This window comes from Halorubellus salinus (assembly GCF_020567525.1).
In the GTDB taxonomy this organism is placed as follows: Archaea; Halobacteriota; Halobacteria; order Halobacteriales; family Natrialbaceae; genus Halorubellus; species Halorubellus salinus.
Genome location: NZ_JAJCVI010000005.1, coordinates 123,207 through 147,026, shown reverse-complemented (window position 1 = coordinate 147,026; position 23,820 = coordinate 123,207). Strand labels below are relative to the sequence as shown.

Here is a 23,820-nt window from a genome sequence, read left to right as displayed (position 1 = left end):
GACGCGTTTTCCGTTTTTCGCCGCCGTAGCGCCCGCTACGGGCCGGTTATGCTCAACCAAGGAACGCAAGACATAACCATGGGTGCGAAATACACTATCAGTAGAACAATGGTGATGGAAGTGGCTCACCGGAGGGCCGAAAAATGAGTCGGTGGTCGTACTTCGCGCGCCGACTGATATTGGCAATCCCGGTCGTGCTCTTCGGGACAACACTCACGTTCATGATCATCTACCTGGGTCCGATAGACCCAGTGTCGGCCATCCTTGGCCCGCAATCAAACACGCAGGCGTACGAGCAGATCGAAGCGCAACTCGGGCTCAACAAGCCATTATTCGGACAGTACATCGACTTCCTGGTCGACCTCGCGATGTTCAACCTCGGCGAGTCGTGGGTCATCCAACCGGACACGAGAGCGATGGAGCTGATCGGGAGTTTCGCACCGCGGACGCTCTGGCTGGGCTTCTGGTCGGTGCTCCTCCCGCTGTTCGTCGGTATCCCGCTCGGTTTCTACGCGGGACTGAATCCGAACACGTGGTCGGACTACCTGGCATCCCTCGGGGGGATCGTCTGGCGGTCCATGCCGAACTTCTGGCTGGGCGTGATCCTCCTCGCGGGACTCAGTCAGGACAACGTCCTCCTCGGGTTCAACTGGAAGACGTTCATCGTCGACACAGGCATCATCGGTGCACCGCCACTCGACTTCTACAACGTCGAAGGCGTGACGCGCATCAATATCGGCGGGTCGACGTTGTTCCGACTGCCGTTCAAGTTCAAGTTCGAGACGTTCATCGAAGCGATCAAGCGAATCCTGCCGCCCGCGGTCGTCCTCGGGTCGGCGTCGATGGGGAACGAGATGCGTCTCGGCCGGACCGCGGTCCTCGAGACGGTGAACTCGAACTACGTCGAGACCGCGCGAGCGAAGGGGCTCTCGAACGGGAAGATCGTCTGGAAGCACGTCTTCCGGAACGCGCTCATCCCGCTCGTGCCCATCATCCTGAACGAGGCGTTCCTCCTCATCGGTGGGTCCGTCATCCTCGAGACCATCTTCGGAATCAACGGCCTCGGTTGGCTGTTCTTCCAGGCGGTAACCCAGGCGGACCTGCCGCTTGCAGGGTCGCTGATGTACATCTTCATCCTGATCATCGTGTTCCTCAACATCCTGCAGGACTTCCTGTACACGATCATCGATCCGAGAGTGGGGTATGACAAATGAGTGAAAAATCTGAGACGTCGACGCTACGGGAGCGGATTCTCGCGCACCCCGAGCCAGCGATGATCTGGCTCGCGGGTGCAACGTTGCTGTTCCTCCCGCAGGCGAGTGCGTTCTTCGAGACGCTCATGCTCTGGGGCGATATGGTGAACCCGTTCACCACGGGGTCGCTCGAGATAATGAGCTGGTACGTGGATACGATGGTCGGGACGCTCGGTCCCGTCGGCGGCTACTTCATGGTCGCCGTCGGTGGACTCGTCCTGGTATCCATCGTGACGGTGCTCGTGAAGGCGTTCTTCATCCCGTTCTCCATCGTCGAGTCGCTCGGCCTGGAGGACTTGCCGATAAGCGCCGACCTCCTCGAGCGAACGATCGTCGGGTCTGTCATCACCGTGATCGGCGTGCTGCTCGTGTTCTCGCCGCTCGGCGCTGCACTCGAGGGGCTGTTCGCAGTGCTCGCCGACATCGCGACCGTGTTCACGGACCGCTGGACGCTCCTGTCGCGCGACGTGATGCCGAACCAGGGGTTCCAGCCGCCGGCGTCGGCGACCGACCAGTACCCGACCGGGGCGCTCGGCCCGTACCACGGGACGTTCCTCGGACTGGAGCCGGCGGTCGTGTGGGCCGTTCGCGTCCTGCTCGTGTACCTGTACGCGTTCCTCTGGATCGGCTGGGCGTGGTTCGGGTACAAGACGTTCCGTCGGCACTACCGGTACGCTGACTGGACGCCGCGGGACGACATGATCGACCGGTTCTCCACGCACCGCTGGGGGCAGTTCGGGTTCGTCGTCGTCGCGATGTTCCTGACGATGGCGATCTTCGCACCGCCGCTCGGGCCGGTGACCGCGCAGGAGAACATCCAGGAACCGTACAGCTATCAGGTGAACTACACCGAGAACGGGACTGTGAAGAACATCACGCACGGTGGCGCGAACTCCGGGTCGCTCTCGCAGGGCGGTGACCGGAACGTCGGCGTCCTCCAGTACGACGACTTCGGTCGGTTCCACCCGATCGGGACGACGACGAACGGGAAGGACCTGTGGACGTTCATGACGATGGGGTCGCGCGTCAGCCTGTTCATCGGGCTGCTCGCCATCGTCGGGAGCGGGTTCATCGCGGCGTCGCTCGCGCTCGTGACGGCGTACTACAAGGGACTGACCGACCTCGCGGTCGTCGTCCTCTCTGACGGTATCCAGGCGATGCCGGCGTTGCTCGTCCTCATCTTGCTGAGTACGGTGCTCGCCGGACACCCGATATCGAAGGTGTACAACGGTGCGCTCGTGCTCGTGCTCATCTTCATCGCCATCCAGTGGGCTGGCCTGTGGCGCGCCCTCCGTGGGCCCGCGCTCCAGGTCTCCGAGCAGGAGTGGATCGACGCGGCGAAGAGCTACGGGCAGCGACCGACGACGACGATGAAGAAACACATGGCGCCGTACATCCTCGGCTACCTGCTCGTGTACGGGTCGCTGAACCTCGGTGGTATCATCATCAGCGTCGCGGCGCTGTCGTTCCTCGGACTCGGTATCGAGCCGCCGGTCCCCGAGTGGGGTCGGATGGTGAACTCCGGGCAGCCGTACGTCGCGTCGTTCTCGTGGCACATCGCGACCATCCCCGGTATCATGGTCGTGCTCGTCGTCACGGGGTTCAACGCGTTCGGTGACGGCATCCGTGACGCTATCGACCCGCAGTCCGACGGGGCGTCGAGTGACGAGGCCGCGGCCGCAGGGGGTGGTGGATGATGTCCACGCCCGAGCAGATCGGCACGGACGATGCGGTGCTCAGCGTGAAGAACCTCCAGACGTCGTTCTTCACTGACAAGGAGACAATCCGCGCTGTCGACGGGATCAGTTTCGACATCCACGAGTCCGAGACGGTCGGCATCGTCGGCGAGTCCGGGTCCGGGAAGTCCGTGACGGCGCGCTCCATCATGGGGCTCGTCGAGAGCCCGGGGAGCGTGCTCCGCGGGAGCAGCGTCCAGTTCCGCGCGCCGCGTGCGGTCGAGCGGTTCGCGAACACGTTCCGTGGGTCGACCGTCGACCTCCAGAAGCTCTCGGAGAAGCACGACCTGGCGACGGCGCTCGACGACGCGTTCACGCAACTCGGCGCGAAGCCGAGCGAGGTGACGAACCACGAGAAGTACGCGGGCAAGCCCGCCGAGCAGGTGAACCCACAGCAGATGGTTACCGACGGTGCGGTTCACTGGGACGACTTCATCACGTCCGGGTACGCGGACGACCTCGGTCTGGTCGACGGGAACGACTTCGTGTTCGTCGAACGCGGCGACGTCTCCTCCGGTGGGGCGACCGTCGACGCTGGCTACATCGACGTGACTCGCGCACACGATAAGGGCCTCCGGAAGCTCCGCGGTGGGAACATCGCGATGGTGTTCCAGGACCCGCTCACGTCCCTGAACCCCGTGTACACGGTCGGGAACCAAATCAAGGAGGCGCTTCGCTTGCACCGCGGGCTGCGTGGTGCGGAGGCGACCGAGGAGGCGATCAACCTGCTCGAGGCGGTCGGGATTCCGGACTCGCGGCGGCGCGTCCGCGAGTACCCCCACCAGTTCAGTGGTGGGATGCGTCAGCGTGCGGTCATCGCGATGGCACTGGCGTGCGACCCCGAGGTCTTGATCTGTGACGAGCCGACGACCGCGCTGGACGTCACCATCCAGGCGCAGATCCTGGAGCTCCTGGAGGACCTCCAGGAGGAACGTGGTCTGTCCATCATGTTCATCACGCACGACATGGGTGTCATCGCGGACATCTCCGATCGCGTGAACGTGATGTACGCCGGCGAGGTCGTCGAGACGGCGGACGTGGAGGACGTCTTCCACGACCCGAAGCACCCCTACACGCGGGGGCTCCTGAAGTCCATCCCCGGCCAGCAGGACGGCGATCGCTTGCTGACGATCGAGGGGGACGTGCCGACGCCGAACGAGGATCCGACGTACTGTCGGTTCGCGCCGCGGTGTCCGGAGGCGTTCGAGGACTGCGAGGCGGTGCATCCCGAGCGCGTTGGCGTCGCCGACGACACCGACGACCATATCGCGGCGTGCCTCCTGTATCCGGAGGACGCGACGCAAGCAGAGGCGATCGAACTCCACAAGGCGAAAGGAGGGCGTGACGAATGAGCAAACAAGCGATGTCAACGGCGCAGGCGACAGACGAGCAGCACGCGATGATCGAGGTCCGTAACCTGAAGACGTACTACGAGGGTGGCGGGCTGGTTTCGAGTAACCCCGTGAAGGCGGTCGATGGGGTGAACTTCGACATCCGGAGCGGTGAGACGCTGGGTCTCGTCGGCGAGTCCGGGTGTGGGAAGTCGACGCTCGGTCGGACGCTCGTGCAGTTGGAGGATGCGACGGCCGGCGTCAGCCGGTTCTCGAAGCCGGACGTCGTGCAGACGTTCGCGAACGGGAATCGCCGACGGACGGTGTTCCTGCCGGACGTCTACGAGCGTCACGACGCGGTCGAGCTCGTGCAGCAGCTCCTGAACGACGGCGTGAAACCCCAGCTCATCACTGACGCGCCGCAGTTCGCGACGATCAGTGCGGACGAGGCGAACGCGAAGACGCTCGTCACGGAGGGGAACGTGACGGTCGAATCCATCGTTGACGAAGGGTTCGGTGAGCGTCTCGGGTTGTACGACGAGAAGGACTTCGTGTTCGTGGAGTCCGGGTCGAAGGGCGGTGACGGCCTGCAGGTCGACGCCGGGTACATCGACGTGACGTCGGCGCCGGATTACGCGTTGAAGAAGCTTCGCGGGAAGCAACTGGGTATCGTCTTCCAGGACCCCGAGTCGAGCCTGAACGACCGGATGACGGTCGGTGAGATCGTTCGTGAGCCCTTGGACGTCCACAGTTGGGGGACGAAACGCGAGCGCCGCGAGCGCGTGCGCGAACTCCTCGAGACGGTCGGGCTTCGCCCGGAGCACTACTTCCGGTACCCCCACCAGTTCAGTGGCGGGCAGCGTCAGCGCATCGGGATCGCGCGAGCGCTCGCGCTCGAACCGGACTTCCTGGTGCTCGACGAGCCGGTGTCGGCGCTAGACGTGTCCGTGCAGGCGAAGATCCTGAACCTCCTGGAGGACCTCCAGACGGAGTTCGGGTTGACGTACCTGTTCATCGCGCACGACCTGAGCGTCGTCAAGCACATCTGTGACCGGGTGGCGGTGATGTACCTCGGGCACATCATGGAGATCGGCGACACCGAGGAGTTGTTCGAGGCGCCGGCGAACCCGTACACGCATTCGTTGCTGTCGGCGATCCCGGAGCCGGATCCGAACGCGGAGAAGGACCGGGTGACGTTGCGGGGGACGCCGCCGAGTCCGCGCGACCCGCCTGCTGGGTGTCCGTTCAGTACGCGGTGTCCGGCGAAGATACGGCCGGAGGCGTACCGCGGGATGGACGACGAGGCGTGGGAGCGCATCGAGGTGTTCCGCGAGGTCATCCGCGAGCGGACGCGCGCCGACCGGTCGTTCTCGGATCGGGTCCGGGAGTTCCTCGGGAAGGAGACGCGGTTCTCGGACATCTCCGAGATCACGGACGAGCTGTTCGGTGACGTGCAGGACAAGCTACCGGACGATGCGCGACAGCACATCCGCGAGGCGTCGAGTTACGTCGACGCCGGGAACGATAATCAGGCGCGGAACTACCTCTTCGAGGAGTTCGGGAGCGTCTGCGACAAGGAGAAGCCGCGGCATCATTCGGTGACCGAGCTCCGGACGAGCTTCTGTCACCGTCACATCGACGAGTACGAGGACAGTCAGTCGGTCTTCAAGCGCCTCTAGGATGTCGGCGTCGTCTTCGAGTGGGGTGTCGCCTGACGCCGTCGAGGCGTTCGCGTTGAAGGTCGTGGACCTGGCGACGTACGTGGTGGTCCTGTTGGTGGTCGTGTTCGCGCCGCTGTCGGTGGTCGAGCAGGTGGCGTTCGGTGGGTTGGTGTTCACGAAGTGGGTGACGTTCCTCGTCGGAGCGGGGGTGGTGGCGTACGCGAGCTTGAAGCTCCGGCCGGATTCGCCGAAGAAGCGTGCGGCGTCGGTCGATGCGGGTGCGAGTCATCCGACGGTCGGGAACGTCGAGGTGTCGGTCGTGCAGCGCGTTGCGGCGGCGCTACCGCCGGCGCGGTGGACGGAGCTGTCGGTCGGTGAGCGGTTCTCGCCGGACGTGAAGCGGTTCGTCGGTGGGGTCGCGATCGTCGCGGCGTCGATGGCGATGGAGTTCGTGTTCGGTATCGGACTCGGTGCGTGAGTCCGGACCGCGGACACTCGTCCGCTCGTTCTCGTAGGTTCAACGTGGGTAGCGGGACGGTCCTGGGTCGGTGTCGTCGGCGCGTAGAGACACCCTTAACCGACTCGGGTGCGTCGTGCGAACCATGCCCGAAGCCCCCGACATCGACGAGGAGGACTTCACGCACGCGGACCGAATCGCGGCGAACGCGGACGCCATCCGGGAGGCGTGGGAGGCCACCCTCGAGGACATGGAGGCGATGGCTGCGGCTCGCCGCGAGGAGGGCTGGACGGCCGTCTCGTGTATGGCGGTCGATACGGCGCCGACGAACCCGGACGCGGGCGACCGCGACGACTTCGGTCTGGTGTTCGTGCTCCCGAACAACATGGCCGAGGAGTTCGAGGACGCCTACGAGGGTCGCGAGTTCCCGAAGTACGAGGTGTACCGGGCCGAGGACCAGGGCCGTGCGTACGTGGTCGTCGAGTACATCGACCCGGCGACGGAGACGGTCATCTTCGTCGCGGGCCAGTACGAGCTCCGGTTCGCGCCGGGGATGGTGAACGCGGCGCGTCGCGAGGACGAGATGTACACGTACGCGCAGCTCATCGACGGGACGCGTATCGGTGCGTTCGAGCACGATAGCGTCGAGAAGTTCGTGCCCCAGATCGACCGTATCGAGGATTACCGGATGGAGTCGATGGACCCCCAGGAGGTCGCGAAGAAGCTCGACGACGTCGACCCGGAGGACGTCGAGGACGGGTCGGTCGAGGACGCCTGAGCGCGCGTTCGGTTCGTCGGTCGGTGCGGTGCGTGCGCGCCGGCAGAAACAGGGGCTTTATTTCCGTTTTGACTGTAGGGTGCGTGTATGAACGTTGCCGACGCTATGACGACGCGCTCGGAGTTGGTTACGGTCGAGTTGCCCGGGACGCGCGACGACGTGCTCGAGTACCTCCAGGAGCACGGGTTCTCGTCGGTGCCCGTGGTGAAGCGGACCGAGGCCGGAGAGGAGTATCGTGGCCTCGTGTCTCGCGACGCGCTCATCGACCAGCCCGACGAGGACCAGCTCGCGATATTGATGGAGGAGGTGCCGACGACGACGGCGGACGCGGACCTGACGGTTGTCGCGCGGCAGATGGTCGAGGAGGGTGCGCGCCGGATGCCGGTTGTCGACGGCGAGCTCGAGGGTATCGTGACGATGACGGACGTCGTGCATGCGGTCGCTCGCGGGGACGCGGCGACGGACGCGACCGTGGAGTCGGTCGCGACGCGGGACGTGAACACGACGTACGCGGGGACGCCGCTCCCGGTCGCGGAACGCGAGCTGTTCTACGCGAACGTCCCGTACGCGGTCGTGCTGGACGACGACGCGGACCTGACGGGGATGTTGACGGAGGTCGACATCATCGAGGTGGCGCGTATCGTCGAGGGCGAGGACGACACGGGGAACTCGATCGCGAACGAGGACGACGAGTGGATGTGGGAGGGCATCAAGGCCGTCGGTGGTCGGTACGTGCCGACGCGGAACGTCGAGATTCCGGCGGAGCCAGTCAGCAAGTTCATGACGGCGGACCTGGTGACGATCTCGGGACGCAAGTCCGTCCAGAAGGCGGCCCAGGAGATGATCACGCACGACATCGAGCAGGTGCCGGTGGTGTCCGGTGACCGCCTGGTCGGTGTCGTTCGGGACGTGGACGTCCTGGAGGCGCTGTATGAGTAGCGACCTGAGCGAGCTCGCGCGCCGCCGCGGGTTCTTCTTCCAGTCGAACGAGGCGTACGGTGGCGTCGCGGGGTTCTACACGTACGGCCCGGAGGGTGCGGCGTTGAAGCGCAACGTGGAGGACGCGTGGCGCGACCGGTTCGTGACGAAGGAGGGGAACCTCGAGATCGACGCGCCGACGGTGACGCCCGAGGCGGTGTTCGAGGCGTCGGGGCACCTGGATGGGTTCGACGACATGCTCGTCGAGTGCCCGGGGTGCGGTGAGAGTCATCGCGCGGACCACGTCGTGGAGGACGCGACGGACCTGGAGGACGCGGAGAGCTTGCCGACCGACGAGGTCGAGGCGCTCATCGCGGAGCACGAGCTGGCGTGTCCGGAGTGCGGCGAGAGCCTCGTGGGCCAGCCCGTGGAGACGTTCAACCTGATGTTCGAGACGAGCATCGGGCCGGGCGGCGACCAGGCCGGGTATCTGCGGCCGGAGACCGCCCAGGGGATGTTCGTGGAGTTCCCGCGATTGAAGGAGTACGCGCGCAACCAGACGCCGTTCGGGGTCGCGCAGATCGGTGCGGGCTACCGGAACGAGATCTCGCCGCGGAACGCGCTGTTGCGTGCTCGCGAGTTCACGATGGCGGAACTGGAGATGTTCATCGACCCGGAGGAGGACGAACCGGATCTGGACGCGGTCGCGGACGTCACGCTCCCGCTGTATCCCGCCGACGCCCAGGAGGGCGACGGCGAGGAGTACCTGACGTTGACGCCGACGGAGGCGGTCGAGGAGGGCGTCGTCGCGGGCGAGTGGCTGGCGTACTTCCTGGCGCGGTCGACGGCGTGGTTCGAGCGCGTCGGCATCGACATGGAGAAGTACCGGCTCCGCCAGCACCTCCCGGGCGAGCTCGCGCACTACGCGAGCGACTGCTGGGACGCGGAGGCGCTCGTCGACGGCGACTGGGTCGAGATCGAGGGCATCGCGGCGCGGAGCGACTACGACCTGTCGAAGCACGCGAAGTACGGCGACGATTCGTTCACGCTGTTCAAGGAGTACGACGAGCCGGTGTCGACGGAGCGCGCGACCGTCGACCCGGACATGAGCTACCTCGGGCCGGAGTTCGGCGGTGCTGCTGGTGACGTCGCGGAGGCGCTGCAGGCGCTCGCGGACCGCGACCGGTCGGCGTTCGACGGCGACGAGGTGACCGTCGAGGTCGACGGCGAGACGTACACGGTGCCGACCGAGCAGACGGGGTTCGCGGTCGAGGAGGTCACGGAGCACGGCGAGCACATCACGCCGCACGTCGTCGAGCCGGCGTTCGGCGTCGGTCGCGTCGTGTACTCGGTGCTCGCGCACGCCCACGAGACCGACGAGGTCGAGGGCGAGGAGCGCGACGTCCTTCGACTTCCCGCGGCGGTGGCGCCGACGTTCGTCGGCGTGTTCCCGCTCACGGACCAGGACGGGCTGCCGGAGACGGCGCGCGAGGTCGCGTCGACGCTTCGTGCGGCCGGGTTCGACGTGACGTACGACGACTCCGGGAGCATCGGTCGTCGCTACCGACGGCAGGACGAGGTCGGGACGCCGTACTGCGTGACGCTGGACGCCGACCCGGAGGGAACGGCGACGATCCGCGAACGCGATTCGACCGAGCAGGTGCGCGTGGACGTCGACGACCTCGTCGGGACGTTCGCGGAGCTTCGCGCGGGCGAACTCGACTTCGAGGACCTCGTGGACGCGTGAGCGAGTCCGGTCCGCAGGAACTCGTCGGGCTCCGCGACGAGGTGGCGCGTCGGCTCGTGCACGCCAGCGGTGCGGTCGTCCCGCTCGCGTGGGTGTTCGGGCGTGACGTGGGCGTGGAGTGGGTCCACGTCAGGGCGTTCTTCGTGGTGTTCGCGGTCGCGGTCACCATTCTAGAGGTGTTGCGGTTGTTCGTCGGCCTGGAGTGGGTGGTGTTCGAGAAGCTGACGCGCGAGTACGAGCAGGAGAACCCGGCGGGGTACGCGCTCTACACGTGGAGTGCGACCGCGGTCGCGCTCGCGTTCGAGCCGGCGATCGCGGTGCCGGCGATGCTCGCGTTGATGCTCGGCGACCCCGTGAGCGGGTTGTTGTCCGACGGCGAGTTGCGGACGGTGAAGCGCCCGCGCGTCCTCGCCGCGATGTTCGGGACGTCGTTCGTGCTGGCGTGGTCGTTCCTGCCGTTGTCCGCGGCCGCGCTCGGTGCGGTCGGGGCGACGGTCGCCGACGGCGTGAAGCCGCGGTTCCGCGGGGTGGTGGTCGACGACAACCTCTCCATCCCGCTGGCGGTCGCGGCCGGGGCGTGGCTCGGGCTGCGGTACCTGCCGCCGGTGCTCGCGCCGCTGTCCCTGTAGCGCCGGCGCCCTGACGACCACCGCTGTCGACGTCGCCGCACGCGCCACGGTTTCACTTCCACCGTGCTCGGCGAACGCTTAACCGCGAGGCCGCTCAACGACGACGTAGATGGCGACGACTGACGACGGCGACGTCGCGTACGTCGAGCACGCCCTGCTGAACCCGGGGTTCATCGAGCGCCGGCTCTACCAGCTCCAGCTCGCGGGTGCGGCCGCGGACGCGCACACGCTCGTCTGCCTCCCGACGGGCCTGGGGAAGACGACGGTGAGCTTGCTCGTGACGGCGCGTCGACTCGACGAGGTCGGCGGGACCTCGCTGTTGCTCGCGCCGACGAAACCGCTCGTGAACCAGCACGCGGAGTTCTACCGGGAGGCGCTCTCGATCCCGGACGACGACATCGTGGTGTTCACGGGCGAGGTGAAGCCCGAGGACCGTGCCGCGCTCTGGGGCGACGCTCGCGTGGTCATCGCGACGCCGCAGGTCGTCGAGAACGACCTCGTCGGCTCGCGAATCTCGCTCGCGGACGTGACGCACGTGACGTTCGACGAGTGCCACCGCGCGACCGGCGACTACGCGTACACGTACATCGCGGAACGCTACCATCAGGACGCCGACGACCCGCTGGTGACGGGGATGAGTGCGTCCCCTGGTGGGAACGAGGAGGAGATCGCGGACGTCTGCGCGAACCTCGGTATCAGGCAGGTGGAGGTGATGACGGAGGAGGACGCGGACGTCGAGGAGTACACGCACGACACGGACGTCGAGTGGGTGGAGGTCACCCTGCCGGACGAGATACTGGAGATCCGTGACGCGCTGAACGACGTCATCAGCGACCGCCTGGAGGAGTTGAAGGAACTCGGCGTGGTGAACACGACGCAGCCGGACCTCTCGGAGAAGGTCGTCAACCGGATGAGTGCGGAACTCCGGAAGCTGATGGACAACGACCAGAGCGAGGGCTACCAGGGGATGAGTTTCCTCGCGGAGATCCGGAAGCTCCGGACGGCGGTGACGTACGTCGAGACGCAGAGCGTGGAGAGCCTCCGGCGGTACTTCGAGCGCCAGGAGAACGCGGCGCGGTCGTCGGGGGCGTCGAAGGCGAGTCAGCGGATGATCAGCGAGGCGAAGGTGCAGGAGGCGATGCGGCGCGCGAGGGAGTACGACGACCTCCACCCGAAGTACGCGGAGGCGCGACGCCTGCTGGCGGAGACGCTCGGCCTCGAGGGCGGGGAGCGCGTCATCGTCTTCACGGAGTCCCGGGACACCGCGGAGGCGCTCACGGACTTCCTCTCGGATGGGTTCGACGTCCGGCGGTTCGTCGGGCAGGGCGACAAGGAGGGGAGCGACGGGATGACCCAGACCCAGCAACAGGAGGTGCTCGACGACTTCCGCGCGGGCGAGTTCGAGGTCCTCGTCTCCACGTCGGTCGCGGAGGAGGGCCTGGACGTGCCGGAGGTCGACCTCGTCCTGTTCTACGAGCCGGTACCGACCGCGATCCGCTCCATCCAGCGGAAGGGGCGGACTGGCCGGCAGGCCGAGGGCCGCGTCGTGGTGTTGATGGCCGAGGATACGCGGGACGAGGCGTACTTCTGGATCAGCAAGCGCCGGGAGCGCGAGATGGAGTCGGAGTTGCGGGAGTTGAAGGCGAGCGTGGACGACCTGGCGGAGGAGCTGGACGACTCGCAGGCGTCGCTTTCCGCGTTCGAGGACGCGCCCGATGGTGGCGAGTCGAGCGCCGGACCGACGAGCGAACCGGCTGCGAGCGACGGCGGTTCGAGCGCCGTGGATAGCGCTGGCGACGCGCAGCCGGGCCTCCAGGATTTCACCGGTGGCGACACCGACGGTGGCGCGGACGCCGACGACGCCGACGACGCGGACGACAGCGAGGGAGCGGACGACGCCGCGGCCGACGGCGTCGACGACGCCGAGGTCGCTGCCGATGCGGGGAGCGAACCGGTCGAGCGCGCACAGCCGGATGCGGACGGCACCGTCGAGGTGGTGGTCGACCAGCGCGAGATGGATTCGACGATTCCGCGCGAGCTCTCGAAGCGCGAGGGCGTGACGACGCGCCTGGAGACGCTATCGGTCGGCGACTACGTGCTTTCCGACCGCGTGGTCGTCGAACGGAAGTCCGTGGACGACTTCCTCGACACCCTCACGGGCGGCGACCGGTCGATGTTCGAGCAACTCGGTGACGCGACCCGCCACTACTCGCGGCCCGTGGTCGTCGTCGAGGGCGAGGGCAGCCTGTACGGGCGACGGCAGGTGCATCCGAACGCGATCCGTGGCGCGCTGGCGTCGCTCGCGGTCGACTTCGGCGTGAGCGTCCTCCGCACGCAGAGCGAGGCGGATACGATGGAGCTCCTGTCGGTGGTCGCGGAACGCGAACAGGAGGTCGACGGCCGCGAGGTGAGCGTGCACGGCGAGAAGGCGTCGAAGACGCTCACCGAGCAACAGGAGTACGTCGTCTCGTCCATCGCGGACGTCGGGCCGGTGACGGCGCGGTCGCTCCTCGAGCACTTCGCGACGGTGGAGGCGGTGATGACGGCGCGCGCCGAGGACCTGGAGGAGGTCGCGGGCGTCGGGACGGTGACGGCCGAACGGATACGGGAGGTCGTCGGGAGCGAGTACGACCCGGGCCGGGACTGAGGCGGCGTTCGGTCGCGTTCGTCCGCGGTCAGCGTGCGTCGCCCCGGAGCGTGCGGAGCGTGTCGGTGGCGTCGCGGACGACGGCGAGGTACTCACGGGCGCGCTCGGGGTCGTCGGTGTCGGCGGCGGCGGCCGCGAACCGCTCGACGGTCGCTTCGACGTTTGCGACCGCGTTCTCACCGGCCAGTGCGTCCCCGGTGCCAGAGACGGTGTCGTGACGCTGTGCGCGGTCGTCGGCGGCTGGTGGTTCCGGTTCGGGTGTCGCGCTCGACGACGCGGCGGTCGCGGCCGTCGGGTCGGCGTCGGTCCGGGTCGCGTCCCGTGGTTGTACGTTCGCTTCCTGCGGTTGTACGTTCGCGTCCTGCGGTTGTACGTTCGCTTCCTGTGGTTGTGCGTCCCCGGTGTGCGTGTCCGCCGTGGTGGTGGCGTCGTCCTGCTGGTTCGTGTTCGCGTCCGCCGTGGTGGTGGCGTCGTCTTGCACCTTGTTGCTGCACGTGGGACAGAACTCCTGGCCGTCGTACCGGAAGATGGGGTCGCCGCAGGTCCCGCAGTGGGCGTTCGTCATCGTGGCGCCCTTGAGGAGCAACTCGCTCATGTGCTCGGTCGCCTCGCGGTCCTCTCGTTCGGCCTCGTACTTCTCTCTGAGGCGCTGCCGTTCGGCTTCCTTGTCGAAGTCGCTCATGCCCATGGGAAGGAGCGCAGTGCGTGAAAAACCTGCGTCTCCGCGGCTCGCCGCTCGAACCACGGCGGCTTCGCGACCTCGTCTGCGATCCGGTGCCTTCGCCGCGTCTCTTGGGCTGCGCGGTCGTCGCCCGGTCACGACCCGAACGCACTTGTGGCACGGCACCGACACGTCGACTCGACGATGCGACGGCCCTCCCTCACGCGACGACGACTCCTCCGCGGCTGTGGCGGCGCGGTCGGTTGCGGGACCGTCGCGAGCGCCGCGGGGTGTCTCGCCGGGTTCCGGCCGCCGTCGTACCCGACGTGGCTTCCGGCACCGACCGCGACCACCACCACCTCGGCCTCCGGGTTCGAGATGCTGCAACCGGCCGTGCTCGTCGAGCGACAGGAGCAGTTCTCGGCTGACCTCACGTTCGACGAGATGGACAGAGTGTGGGCGCCAGCGCCGATCGAGGCCGGCGACGCCAGCCGGTTCCTCCACCAGAACAACGTCGTCGTCGTCGAGGGGTCGTTCGACCGCGATGCCGCCCGTGCGGCGTTCGAGGCCGACGGTTTCGAACCGCGTGGGACGTACGATAGCTACTCGCTCCTGTCGGCGCCCGGGAAGGGAGCGGGCGCCGCCATCGGCGACGACGAACTCGTCGGCGTCGGACTCTTCATGGCGGCCGTCGATTCGCCCCGGGCGTACCTCGAGGCGTACGTCGACGCGAACGCTGGACGCGTCGACCGGTTCGTCGACGCAAACGACGACCTCCCTGCGCTCCTCGACGCACTCGACGACCCGCACTACCTCAACGCGGCGATGTTCGACGCGAGGACGGCGCACGAACCGGAGAACGGACTGTTCCGTGGAGTGGTCGGCCGCGGTCACGGGTGGTCGGTCGCGGGGCGGACCGTCACCGCTCGCTGGGCGTTCCCGTTCGAGTCCACGGACGCCGTCGACGTCGAAGCCCTCCGGACGTGGGTCGACGCGAACCGTGGCCCGGGCCAGGAGTTCGCGGACTGGCGGGACGTCACGGTCGACACCGCCGAGGCCGTCGCCGTCGTCACCGCCCGGATGGACGCGCAGGACTACTGACGCAACTCCGGCGGCAGTGCGTGGTCGCGGTCGCGTCGAGGTGGCCAGTACCGCGGACTTCGACACGATTAACTCCCCTCCGATGGCAATTTCGGGTGTTATGACGAAAGTCAGCGTTGTCGGCGCGGCCGGCACGGTCGGTGCCGCAGCAGGGTACAACCTCGCACTTCGAGACGTCGTGGACGACCTCGTCTTCGTGGACATCCCCGACCAGGAGGACGTCACTATCGGGCAGGCCGCGGACGCCAACCACGGCGTCGCGTACGACTCGAACACGACCGTTCGACAGGGCACGTACGCGGACACCGCGGGCTCGGACGTCGTCGTCATCACGGCGGGCATCCCGCGCCAGCCGGGCCAGACGCGCATCGACCTGGCGGGCGACAACGCGCCGATCATGGAGGACATCCAGTCCTCGCTCGACGAGCACAACGACGACTACGTGTCGGTGACGACGTCGAACCCCGTCGACCTCCTGAACCGGCACCTCTACGAGGCCGGTGACCGCGACCGGAACCAGGTCATCGGGTTCGGCGGCCGCCTGGACTCGGCGCGCTTCCGGTACGTCCTCAGCGAGCGCTTCGACACGCAGGTCGGGAACGTCGAGGCGACGATCCTCGGCGAGCACGGCGACGCGCAGGTCCCGGTGTTCTCGAAGGTTCGCGTCGACGGTCGCGACCCGAGCTTCGGTGGCGACGAGAAGGAGGAGATCCTCGACGACCTGAAGCAGTCCGCGATGAACGTCATCGAGCGGAAGGGCGCGACCGAGTGGGGGCCGGCGACGGGCGTCGCGCACATGGTCGAGGCCATCCTGAACGACACAGGCGAGGTCCTGCCGGCGAGCGTGAAGCTCCAGGGCGAGTTCGGGCACGACGACGTTGCGCTCGGCGTGCCGGTGAAGCTCGGCGCGAACGGCGTCGAGGAGGTCGTGGAGTGGGACCTGTCGGCGTACGAGCGCGAGCAGCTCGGTGAGGCGGTCGACAAGCTCAGCGAGCAGTACGACGAGATCGCGTAAGCAGTTCGGACGGTTCGGGCGGTTCGAGCAGTTCGAGCGGTTCGGGCTTCTGTGCTGCGGTCGGTTCGGTCGTGCGGTCTCTGGTGGCTGATTCCTCGGGGACGCGTCGGTCCGGTGACGGGTGCGTTCGCGCTCGCGTTACCACTCGTGGCGATCGTGGTCGGTGCCGCGGTCGTCGACGAGCGCGTCGGGGACGGACGCGTCGAGGAGTTGTGCCCATTCCTCGATGTGAGTGCGTCGCTCTGTTCCTCCCATGTCGGTAGATACCGTGAACGCCGGAGAGATTAACTCTTACGCCGCTTCCAGACGTGTCGCTTGTTTGTCTTTCCGGTGGCTGGTGGCGTGGTCAGGGTCGGTCGAAGAACTCGCCGACGAGCTTGCGTTCGGCGGCGCGGAGATGCTGGTGGTACGTCGACCGTGCGATACCCATCGATTCGGCGAGGTCGTCGCCGCTCGTCGGACGCGGCCACTCGAAGAACTCGCCGAAGTACGCGCGTCGGAGCGCGGTCAGCTGGCGCTCGGTGAGCTGAGATTCGAGGCTCGCGATGAACTCCTGCTTCGTGGAGGCGCTGCGTTCGCGCTCGCGGTACGCGGTCAGTTCGACGTCGTCGTACTCGGCTTCGACGTGGTCGACGAGCGACCGTGCGTTCGCGTCCCGCGGGAGCTCCACCCCGACGGTCGCGTTCGTCGGCGACGCGGTTATCTCGCGGATGTCCGCGCCGTAGTCCGCGAGCGTCGACAGCAACCCGGCGTTCTCGACCTCGAACTCGACGAGACAGGCGCCGTCGTTCGCGGTGATGACGGTGACGTCGACGACGCCATCGAGGTCCATGGCCGCGGCTTCGAGCGCGTCCGGGTCGTCCGTCTCGACGGTGAAGAACAACCCGAGGCGGTCGTCGTCGCGATGCATCGACCCGGCGTAGGTCAGGGAGACGTCGGCGGCCTCGGCGACGCGAACGAAGAACGCGTCGCGGTTCCGGACCGCGAACGACAGCGACACGATGTCGTCGGCGGTGAGCGTCCGTCGCGTCTCCACCGCGGAGATGGCGGTGCCGGCCATCCGCCCGAGCGCGTTCAGGATGGCGACCTCGCGCTCGTCGAGAGCGGTGGCGTCGTCGACGTACGCGCAGAACACGCCGTACTTCGCGTCGCGATGCGAGAGCGGGACGATGGCGACGGTCGCGAACGACTCGTCGGCGAGCGCCTCGTGCCACTCGCGGTCCGGGAGGTCCGCGGCGTCGACGACCTGCGTCTCGCCGGACGCCATCGCCTCGTTCACGGGACCGTCGCCGCCGAGGAGGTCCAGTGCGTCGTCGACTGCGGTGCCGCCCGCGATGGCGCTCGGCGCGATGGACTTGTCCGCGAGGTCGGGTTCGCCGACCCACGCGCACGTGTAGGGGTCGTTGTCGACGACGAGGTCGCACATCGCGGTCTCGACGGACTCCCGGGTCGTCGCCTCGACGAGCGCCTGCCCGGCGTCCTTGAGGAGGCCGTCGATGCGTTCGAGGACGTGCTGGAGGTTCTCGCGTTCGGCGGCGAGTTCGGCGGCGCGTCGTTCCGCGACGCGCTCGGCGTTCACGCGCTCGGTGATGTCGGTCTGGAAGCCGACGAAGTGGGTGACGTCGCCGGTGGCGTCTCGAACCGGCGCGATGTCGACGCGGTTCCAGAACTTCTCGCCGTCTTTCGTGTAGTTCGCGAGCTCGGCGGTCACGTCGGTCTCGCTGTTGATCGCGGCGCGCATCTCGCCGATGGCTTCCGGGTCGGAGTCGTCGCCCTGGAGGAACCGACAGTTCCGGCCCATCGCGAACTCGCGGTCGTATCCCGTGAGTTCCTCGAAGGAGTCGTTCGCGTAGATGAGCGGGAGTTCCGGGTCGCGCGCGTCGGCGATGGTGATGCCGACGGGCGCCTCGTCGAGCGCGCGTTCCTTGAGGAGGCCGGTCGGGTCGCGGTCCGCGTCGATGGCGCGCGCGACCGCGGCCTGGAGGCGGTCGCGCCAGTCGTCGACGCGACGCACGTACGCGCTCACGTCCTGCGCGACGGCGCGTTCGGCGAGCGCCTCGTCGCCGTCGGCGGTCAGGAGCACGAACGGGACGTCGCCGTGGACCTCGCGGACGTGCGTGAGGAGGTCCAGTGCGGTGCTGTCGTCGAGGTCGCGTTCGCAAACGACGCAATCGATCGGGTCGTCGCCCAGGGCCGTCAGTGCGGCGTCCGCAGCGTCGACGGTCCGGGTCTCGCGGTCGGGGGTCGCGAGCGCGTCCGCGGTCTCGGTGGCTCGAGTCGCGTCCGCGTCCACGACGAGCACCCGGGAACGTGTCGTCATACCATAGCCTACAACTCCAGTGGTATAGAAGTACGGCCTCCGACCCTCACCTGTTAGGTGGCGCGCGTAAATACGGCGTGGGCCGTGTCGGTGCGGTCAGGGGACGAGCTGGTTGCCGTCGTCGTCGTAGACCGTGATGGCCTCGACGGGACAGGCGCGTGCGGCGAACTTCGCGTCTAGCTCGGCGTCCTCGGGGACTTCGCGGACGAACACGTCGTCCTCGCGTTCCTCGGCGTCGGCGAGGATGGCCTTCCCGGCGTCCTCGTCGCGCTCGAAGGCGTCCCACTCGGCGACGCACTGGAACATCCCGATGCAGGTGTCGTAGTCGTACTCGATTCGCATACGCCGCCGGTTCGGGGACGGTGGGCAAAACCTTGACGCCCGTGACTCACGTCTCGGTCGAGTCGCTCGCGACGAGGCGTTCCTTGCGCGCTCGCGAGAACGTCTTCACCTCGTGTTCGCGGGACATCGCCGCGGACTGCGAGTCGTACGTCTCGACGTGGACGAGCGAGACGGGCGTCCGGCCGCGCGTGTACTTCGCCCCGTCACCGGCGTCGTGCTCGGCGACGCGGCGCTCGACGTCGGTGGTGTAGCCGGTGTAGTACGTTCCGTCCGCGCACTCGAGGACGTACACGTAGTGGTCACTCACGGAGGCTGGTACTCGGTGGTCGCTCAAAGAGGCTTCGCGTGGTGGTTCGCACGCGGTCAGGAATCTGGCCTCGCGCGACGCCGGGACTCCTCGGCGATTCCTGCGTTCGCCGAACAGTTCACGCACGCCAGGATTCGCCCGTGTTCGTCCGCGAACACGCGTGCGAATCGTTCCGAGACGTGGGCGCCGCAGTTGTCACAGTCTGGCATGGTGGGGGGACCGGCGTGGTTCGGGTGCCGGTACCTCCCCGTTGGCGGTATACGTATAAATACAGCCGGAATCGCAAGACGACGTTGGGAATCGTGAAAAGATTCTTGTCTAAAGACGTTATATGGTATGGGGTCTCACGTGTCTGTGTCGCGTGCGGCGCCGACGCGCCGCGCGACGAGCGCCGCCTGAGCGCCCGCGACGAAGCCGGCGTCGACGTTCACGACCGACAGGACGGTGCAGGACTGCAGCATCCCCGCGAGTGCCGCCTCGCCCTCGCCGCCGTGCCCGTACCCCGTCGAGACCGGGAGGCCGACGACCGGTGCGGAGACGAGGCCGGCGACGACCGTCGGGAGCGCGCCCTCGCGGCCGGCGGCGACGACGAGCGCGTCCGCCTCGTCGAGCGTCTCGCGGGCGTCGAGGACGCGCGCGATGCTCGCGACGCCGACGTCGTGGACGGTCTCGACGGTCGCGCCCATCTCGCGAGCGACCACGGCGGCCTCCTCGGCGGCCGCCGCGTCGCCGGTACCCCCGGAGACGACGGCGACCGTCGCCGGGACGGCCGGCGCGTCGAACGTGGGTGCGTGCGCGACGACGAACCCCGAGCGGTCGTGGACGGTGACGTCGACCTCGGGGTGGTCGGCCGCGAGCCGGTCGCGGACCGCGGTCGCGGCGGCGTCGCTCGCTCGCGTGACGAGCGCACGCCCCGTCGTCTCCACGGCCGCGGCGGCGAGCGTCGCGACCTCGTCTGGCGTCTTCTCGTCGGCGAGCACGGCCTCGGGGACGCCACGGCGCTGCTCGCGGGCCGCGTCGAAGCGGCCGTCGTCGGTCGTCGCGTACCCGCGTAGCTCGGCTTCGGCGGCTGCCGGCGACAGGTCGCCGTCGGCCACCCGCTCCAGTACGTCGCGCATGCTCGGTCCTCGGTCGCGGACGCACTCGTATCCGTCGACGTTCGCCGGCGTACCGGCGCGCGCGCCACTGCGAGCGCCCGCTGCGAGCGCCCGTCGACGACGGTTCCGCGGCCCCGAACCAACGCACGAATGAGTACCTTTCGGTTCGTGGTGGGGGCTGTCACCCCCGTAGACGCGCTCTCGCGCCCGTCTGACGGCCCTAACTGGAAACTATTATAAAGGGGGCAGGGGAATGGCCGCTTGTATGGCAGACCTCATCGTCAAGGCAGCCGTGAAGGAACAGCTCGAGGGTAAGAACGTTGCGTCCGACTTCTACGACGCACTCGACGAGGAAGTCGAGGAGCTCCTCGAGGACGCCGCCCGTCGCGCCGAGGCCAACGACCGAAAGACGGTCCAGCCGCGCGACCTCTAAACCCGGTCCCAACCGACTTTTGAACCGGCGGTGACCGCGGTGGTCGCCGCTTCTTCCACGACCGACCAGCTGCAGCGCTCGGTCGGTCGACGCGACTCCAACCGCCCGACAGCGACGTGTACGCTACGAACGAGCCACACCGGCCGACAGCGACGCGTGCGCTACTCGGTCGCGACGTCGTGGACGTCGACGCCGTCGTCGGTGCCGACGTGGACGGCGTCGGCGAGGTCGACGAAGAGGCCGTGTTCGACGACGCCCGGGGTGGTCGAGAGCGCGGTCGCGAGCGCGCGCGGGTCGTCGATTGCGTCGAACGTGCAGTCGAGGACGAGGTTCCCGTTGTCGGTGACGACCGGGCCGTCCTTGCGGTCGGCGCGCCGGAGGTCGGGGTCGCCGCCGTGGTCGCGGACGGCGTCGGCGACGACGGTGCGTGCGGCCGGGAGGACCTCGACGGGTACCGGGACCGATACCGCGGTCGCGAGCTTCGACGGGTCGGCGACGACGTGGAACGCGTCCGCGGCCGCGTCGACGAACTTCTCGCGGGCGTGCGCCGCGCCACCGCCCTTGACGAGGACGGTGCCGGCGGCGCCCGTCTCGTCGGTCGCGTGGACGCCGACGACCTGGTCGGCGCCGTCGATGGCGACGTCGACGCCGTCGACCGCGTCGAGGTCCGCGAGCGGGACGCCGACCTCGCGGGCGAGTTCGCGCGACGCGAACGACGTCGGGACGCCCACGACGTCCAGACCGGCGTCGACGCGCTCGCCGAGTTCCCGGATGGCGTGCGCGGCGGTCGACCCCGTTCCGAGCCCGACGACGGTCCCGTCGGTGACGCGCTCGGCGGCGCTCTCGCCGGCTCGACGCTTCTGGTCCTCGCTTCCACCGGACTGCTTCATGCCCGAGACGCTCGCGGCCCCGGGAGGTAGGCGCTTCGGTCGCTCCCCGACGACTCCGGGGGGCCGTCGACGCGGCCTCGTCGGGTGCGGTATTGATACGTCCGGACGCCCTCGTTTCGGGTGTGACTGGAGGACCTCCAGGTGGGGAGGACGCTGTTGCGTCCTCGACCACCGACGCTGACGCTGACGGTGTCGTCGTCGACGACGCCGCGGTCGAACTCGTGGACGCCAGGAAGACGTACCAGCTCGGCGAGCCGGTGCACGCGCTCGATGGCGTGACCGTCGACGTCCCGCGCGGGTCGTACACGGCCGTCATGGGGCCGTCGGGCTCCGGGAAGTCGACGCTCATGAACCTCGTCGGGTGCCTGGACACGCCGACGTCGGGGTCGGTGTTCGTCGACGGCGCGGACGTCGGCGCGATGAACGACCGGGAGCGGACGCGTCTGCGCGGCGAGAAGGTCGGGTTCGTGTTCCAGACGTTCAACCTCATGCCGCGGCTGACCGCGGTGGAGAACGTCGCACTCCCGCTCGTGTTCCGCGGCGTCTCGAAGGACGACCGCCACGAGCGCGCTGCGGACATCCTCGAGCGCGTCGGCCTCGGCGACCGGCTCGGGCACGCACCGAACGAGCTCTCGGGCGGGCAACGCCAGCGCGTCGCGATCGCTCGCGCGCTCGTGAACGACCCCGCCCTGTTGCTCGCGGACGAGCCGACGGGGAACCTCGACTCGGAGACGGGCGCGAACATCCTCGACCTGTTCGACGAACTGAAAGCGGAGGGGAACACGCTCGTGATGGTGACCCACGAGCGCGACGTCGCCGAGCGCGCCGACCGCATCATCCACCTGCTCGACGGCAAGATCGAGCGCATCGAGGCGGTCGGTGACCTCGCCGGTCGCCAGCACGACGACGCGACGACCGAACGCGACGACGTTCCCGACGACGGGCACGCTGACGTCGGCGGTGATGCAGCGTGAAGGCTGGGACGACGGTGACGATGGCGTGGCGCGCCATCCGCGCGCACAAGCTCCGGTCGACGCTGACGACGCTCGGCGTCGTCATCGGCGTCGCCGCGGTCCTGACGTTCGTCATCCTCGGCGCGAGCCTGCAGGCGGGCGTCATCGGCGACGTGAGTCCGGACGACCGCGAGAACGTCTACGGGTGGGCGTCGCCGCCGGACACGAACGGCGGGCCGGGTGCGGGCGCGCAACCGGTGTTCACGCCGCGTGACCTCGCGCAGATAGAGAACGAACCGGCGGTTCGGGCAGCGTACGGCTTCCAGCCAGTGCCGACGCAGACGCTCTCGTCGGGGAACGAGACGGTGCCACGTGGGAGTGGCGTGTACGCGGCCGGGCCGGCGTACGTCGACCGCGAGGACGTCGCGGAGGGCCGCCAGTTCCGGATGGGTGAACGCGAAGCCGTCATCAATCCCGCCGCCGCGGCGCTGTTCGAGCAGAACCTCACGGTCGGGGACCGCATCGAGATACAGGTGCCAGTCGTCGGGAGCGTGAACGCGACCGTCGTCGGTATCACCGAGGACGCGGAATCCCGGAGTCCGTTCGAGGGCTTCAATCCGGAACCGCGCGTGTACCTGCCCACGGACCCGTACGTGACCGACGTGACGCAAGCGGATCGGACGCGATTCTCGCTCGTGGTCGTCGAGGCGACGGACCGCGGGAGCGTGGACGACGCTCGCGACCAGGCGCTCGCGTACCTGAACAGCTCCGAGAGTGACGCCTCCGGGTTCGGCGACGAGGACCTCGTGTACAACTTCCAGACGAGCCTGGAGCTCCTCGACCAGTTCCAGGAGCTGTTCAGCGTCCTCCAGAACTTCGTCGTCGGCGTCGCCGCCATCTCGCTGCTCGTCGGCTCCATCGGCATCGCGAACATCATGCTCGTCTCCGTCACCGAACGCACCCGCGAGATCGGCATCATGAAGGCCGTCGGCGCGCAGCGCCGGGACATCCTCCAGTTGTTCATCGTCGAGGCGATGGTGCTCGGCGTCGTCGGCGCCATCCTCGGACTCGGACTCGGGCTCGTCGCCGGGTTCGGCGTCGCGGAACTCGTCGGGTTCGAGGAGCTCGTCATCCCCTGGGAGTGGGGCGCCATCGCGGTCGTCGTCGGCATCGGCGTCGGCGTCCTCGCCGGGCTCTACCCGGCGTACAACGCGTCGAAGACCGACCCCATCGACGCACTCCGGTACGAGTAACCGAGCATCCCGGTTCGGCGGCTCTTTCGGGTCCGTTCCAGGCCCGGTTCGTCGTCTGGCCTAGAAATAAGACGACTCGCGTGGTAGGAAATAGCATGGTCATCCCTGGCTACGACCTCGACGACCTCGACGAGAACCTCCGCGAACGCATCGACGAGAAGAAGCTCGACGACGTCCTCAGCGACGAGGACCGCGCGCGACTCGACGCCGGCGAGAGCCTCCTCGAGGTCCTCGACGACGAGGACCTCGACCGCGTCACAGCCTGACCGACAGCCCCGGCCGCCAGCGCGC

The 23,820-nt window shown here is 68.0% G+C and carries 23 protein-coding genes; 16 read left to right on the top strand and 7 right to left on the bottom strand.

All coding sequences use genetic code 11. From position 1 onward, the window contains the following. The first annotated feature begins 143 nt into the window (after positions 1–143). The 10 genes from LI336_RS14905 to LI336_RS14860 all read left to right on the top strand — a co-directional run bounded on the left by LI336_RS14905 (position 144) and on the right by LI336_RS14860 (position 13,157). A complete protein-coding gene (locus tag LI336_RS14905) occupies positions 144–1,214 on the top strand; it encodes an ABC transporter permease (protein WP_227133937.1) in 1,071 nt (356 codons plus the stop codon). Then, positions 1,211–2,950 (top strand): ABC transporter permease, encoded by a 1,740-nt coding sequence (locus tag LI336_RS14900; RefSeq protein ID WP_368408389.1) that lies wholly within the window; start codon positions 1,211–1,213, stop codon positions 2,948–2,950. Before LI336_RS14905 ends, LI336_RS14900 begins: the two co-directional genes overlap by 4 nt. Next, positions 2,950–4,341: an ABC transporter ATP-binding protein gene (locus tag LI336_RS14895; RefSeq protein ID WP_227133935.1), complete on the top strand. Its 1,392-nt coding sequence runs from the start codon at positions 2,950–2,952 to the stop codon at positions 4,339–4,341. The genes LI336_RS14900 and LI336_RS14895 overlap by 1 nt, the downstream gene beginning before the upstream one ends. Positions 4,342–4,352: 11 nt before the next feature. Next, the gene (locus tag LI336_RS14890) at positions 4,353–5,999 is read left to right on the top strand and encodes an ABC transporter ATP-binding protein (protein WP_438267292.1); all 1,647 of its coding nucleotides are present in this window, start codon (positions 4,353–4,355) and stop codon (positions 5,997–5,999) included. A 25-nt stretch (positions 6,000–6,024) separates the two neighbouring features. After that, positions 6,025–6,459, top strand: a complete 435-nt coding sequence (locus tag LI336_RS14885) for a DUF7555 family protein (RefSeq protein ID WP_227133933.1) — start codon at positions 6,025–6,027, stop codon at positions 6,457–6,459. Positions 6,460–6,583: 124 nt separating this feature from the next. Further along, the gene (locus LI336_RS14880) at positions 6,584–7,216 is read left to right on the top strand and encodes a DUF7529 family protein (protein WP_227133932.1); all 633 of its coding nucleotides are present in this window, start codon (positions 6,584–6,586) and stop codon (positions 7,214–7,216) included. A gap of 87 nt (positions 7,217–7,303) precedes the next feature. Beyond that, positions 7,304–8,155 carry a CBS domain-containing protein gene (locus LI336_RS14875; RefSeq protein ID WP_227133931.1) on the top strand — a complete coding sequence of 284 codons (852 nt, stop codon included), beginning with the start codon at positions 7,304–7,306 and terminating at the stop codon, positions 8,153–8,155. After that, positions 8,148–9,881: a glycine--tRNA ligase gene (gene glyS / locus LI336_RS14870; RefSeq protein WP_227133930.1), complete on the top strand. Its 1,734-nt coding sequence runs from the start codon at positions 8,148–8,150 to the stop codon at positions 9,879–9,881. Before LI336_RS14875 ends, glyS begins: the two co-directional genes overlap by 8 nt. Then, the gene (locus LI336_RS14865; RefSeq protein ID WP_227133929.1) at positions 9,878–10,510 is read left to right on the top strand and encodes a dolichol kinase; all 633 of its coding nucleotides are present in this window, start codon (positions 9,878–9,880) and stop codon (positions 10,508–10,510) included. Before glyS ends, LI336_RS14865 begins: the two co-directional genes overlap by 4 nt. 109 nt (positions 10,511–10,619) lie before the next feature. Then, complete coding sequence (locus LI336_RS14860) at positions 10,620–13,157, top strand: DEAD/DEAH box helicase (protein ID WP_227133928.1); 2,538 nt, start codon at positions 10,620–10,622, stop codon at positions 13,155–13,157. A 28-nt stretch (positions 13,158–13,185) separates the two neighbouring features. Here LI336_RS14860 and LI336_RS14855 read toward each other — a convergent pair whose 3' ends face one another. Continuing rightward, entirely contained in the window at positions 13,186–13,839 is a 654-nt protein-coding gene (locus tag LI336_RS14855; protein WP_227133927.1) for an Sjogren's syndrome/scleroderma autoantigen 1 family protein, read from the bottom strand. A 183-nt stretch (positions 13,840–14,022) separates the two neighbouring features. On the opposite strand from LI336_RS14855, the gene LI336_RS14850 reads away from it, so the two are divergent. After that, the gene (locus tag LI336_RS14850; protein ID WP_227133926.1) at positions 14,023–14,919 is read left to right on the top strand and encodes a hypothetical protein; all 897 of its coding nucleotides are present in this window, start codon (positions 14,023–14,025) and stop codon (positions 14,917–14,919) included. Positions 14,920–15,019: 100 nt separating this feature from the next. Then, the gene (mdh, locus tag LI336_RS14845) at positions 15,020–15,934 is read left to right on the top strand and encodes a malate dehydrogenase (RefSeq protein WP_227133925.1); all 915 of its coding nucleotides are present in this window, start codon (positions 15,020–15,022) and stop codon (positions 15,932–15,934) included. Between the two features lie 346 nt (positions 15,935–16,280). Here the strand turns inward: mdh and LI336_RS14840 are convergent, their stop codons facing one another. The 5 genes from LI336_RS14840 to larB form a co-directional block, all read right to left on the bottom strand. Further along, a complete protein-coding gene (locus tag LI336_RS14840) occupies positions 16,281–18,254 on the bottom strand; it encodes a bacterio-opsin activator domain-containing protein (RefSeq protein WP_227133924.1) in 1,974 nt (657 codons plus the stop codon). A 96-nt stretch (positions 18,255–18,350) separates the two neighbouring features. Then, positions 18,351–18,596, bottom strand: a complete 246-nt coding sequence (locus LI336_RS14835) for a ferredoxin (RefSeq protein WP_227133923.1) — start codon at positions 18,594–18,596, stop codon at positions 18,351–18,353. Between the two features lie 46 nt (positions 18,597–18,642). Then, a complete protein-coding gene (locus LI336_RS14830) occupies positions 18,643–18,903 on the bottom strand; it encodes a GIY-YIG nuclease family protein (protein ID WP_227133922.1) in 261 nt (86 codons plus the stop codon). A gap of 56 nt (positions 18,904–18,959) precedes the next feature. Next, positions 18,960–19,112 carry a DUF7563 family protein gene (locus tag LI336_RS20515; RefSeq protein WP_418934291.1) on the bottom strand — a complete coding sequence of 51 codons (153 nt, stop codon included), beginning with the start codon at positions 19,110–19,112 and terminating at the stop codon, positions 18,960–18,962. Between the two features lie 135 nt (positions 19,113–19,247). Next, on the bottom strand, positions 19,248–20,021 hold the full coding sequence (gene larB, locus LI336_RS14825; RefSeq protein WP_227133921.1) for a nickel pincer cofactor biosynthesis protein LarB: 774 nt from the start codon (positions 20,019–20,021) through the stop codon (positions 19,248–19,250). 244 nt (positions 20,022–20,265) lie between these two features. Between larB and LI336_RS14820 the strand changes: the two genes are divergently transcribed. Continuing rightward, positions 20,266–20,433, top strand: a complete 168-nt coding sequence (locus tag LI336_RS14820; protein ID WP_166039076.1) for a DUF1931 family protein — start codon at positions 20,266–20,268, stop codon at positions 20,431–20,433. Between the two features lie 161 nt (positions 20,434–20,594). On the opposite strand, the gene rpiA is transcribed toward LI336_RS14820, so the two are convergent. Then, positions 20,595–21,323: a ribose-5-phosphate isomerase RpiA gene (rpiA, locus tag LI336_RS14815; RefSeq protein ID WP_227133920.1), complete on the bottom strand. Its 729-nt coding sequence runs from the start codon at positions 21,321–21,323 to the stop codon at positions 20,595–20,597. 221 nt (positions 21,324–21,544) lie between these two features. Here rpiA and LI336_RS14810 point away from each other — a divergent pair, with 221 nt between their 5' ends. The 3 genes from LI336_RS14810 (at position 21,545) to LI336_RS14800 (ending at position 23,795) form a co-directional block, all read left to right on the top strand. Continuing rightward, positions 21,545–22,297: an ABC transporter ATP-binding protein gene (locus LI336_RS14810; protein WP_227134259.1), complete on the top strand. Its 753-nt coding sequence runs from the start codon at positions 21,545–21,547 to the stop codon at positions 22,295–22,297. Between the two features lie 20 nt (positions 22,298–22,317). Further along, positions 22,318–23,529 carry an ABC transporter permease gene (locus LI336_RS14805; RefSeq protein WP_264475502.1) on the top strand — a complete coding sequence of 404 codons (1,212 nt, stop codon included), beginning with the start codon at positions 22,318–22,320 and terminating at the stop codon, positions 23,527–23,529. A 95-nt stretch (positions 23,530–23,624) separates the two neighbouring features. After that, positions 23,625–23,795 (top strand): DUF8027 family protein, encoded by a 171-nt coding sequence (locus tag LI336_RS14800; RefSeq protein WP_227133918.1) that lies wholly within the window; start codon positions 23,625–23,627, stop codon positions 23,793–23,795. The last annotated feature ends 25 nt before the right edge of the window (positions 23,796–23,820 follow it).

Coding starts and splice junctions, on each gene's coding strand:
- LI336_RS14905 (WP_227133937.1), top strand. CDS start 144: ATGAGTCGGTGGTCGTACTTCGCGCGCCGACTGATATTGGCAATCCCG.
- LI336_RS14900 (WP_368408389.1), top strand. CDS start 1,211: ATGAGTGAAAAATCTGAGACGTCGACGCTACGGGAGCGGATTCTCGCG.
- LI336_RS14895 (WP_227133935.1), top strand. CDS start 2,950: ATGTCCACGCCCGAGCAGATCGGCACGGACGATGCGGTGCTCAGCGTG.
- LI336_RS14890 (WP_438267292.1), top strand. CDS start 4,353: ATGTCAACGGCGCAGGCGACAGACGAGCAGCACGCGATGATCGAGGTC.
- LI336_RS14880 (WP_227133932.1), top strand. CDS start 6,584: ATGCCCGAAGCCCCCGACATCGACGAGGAGGACTTCACGCACGCGGAC.
- LI336_RS14875 (WP_227133931.1), top strand. CDS start 7,304: ATGAACGTTGCCGACGCTATGACGACGCGCTCGGAGTTGGTTACGGTC.
- glyS (WP_227133930.1), top strand. CDS start 8,148: ATGAGTAGCGACCTGAGCGAGCTCGCGCGCCGCCGCGGGTTCTTCTTC.
- LI336_RS14860 (WP_227133928.1), top strand. CDS start 10,620: ATGGCGACGACTGACGACGGCGACGTCGCGTACGTCGAGCACGCCCTG.
- LI336_RS14855 (WP_227133927.1), bottom strand. CDS start 13,839: ATGAGCGACTTCGACAAGGAAGCCGAACGGCAGCGCCTCAGAGAGAAG.
- LI336_RS14850 (WP_227133926.1), top strand. CDS start 14,023: ATGCGACGGCCCTCCCTCACGCGACGACGACTCCTCCGCGGCTGTGGC.
- mdh (WP_227133925.1), top strand. CDS start 15,020: ATGACGAAAGTCAGCGTTGTCGGCGCGGCCGGCACGGTCGGTGCCGCA.
- LI336_RS14840 (WP_227133924.1), bottom strand. CDS start 18,254: ATGACGACACGTTCCCGGGTGCTCGTCGTGGACGCGGACGCGACTCGA.
- LI336_RS14835 (WP_227133923.1), bottom strand. CDS start 18,596: ATGCGAATCGAGTACGACTACGACACCTGCATCGGGATGTTCCAGTGC.
- LI336_RS20515 (WP_418934291.1), bottom strand. CDS start 19,112: ATGCCAGACTGTGACAACTGCGGCGCCCACGTCTCGGAACGATTCGCA.
- larB (WP_227133921.1), bottom strand. CDS start 20,021: ATGCGCGACGTACTGGAGCGGGTGGCCGACGGCGACCTGTCGCCGGCA.
- LI336_RS14820 (WP_166039076.1), top strand. CDS start 20,266: ATGGCAGACCTCATCGTCAAGGCAGCCGTGAAGGAACAGCTCGAGGGT.
- rpiA (WP_227133920.1), bottom strand. CDS start 21,323: ATGAAGCAGTCCGGTGGAAGCGAGGACCAGAAGCGTCGAGCCGGCGAG.
- LI336_RS14805 (WP_264475502.1), top strand. CDS start 22,318: ATGGCGTGGCGCGCCATCCGCGCGCACAAGCTCCGGTCGACGCTGACG.
- LI336_RS14800 (WP_227133918.1), top strand. CDS start 23,625: ATGGTCATCCCTGGCTACGACCTCGACGACCTCGACGAGAACCTCCGC.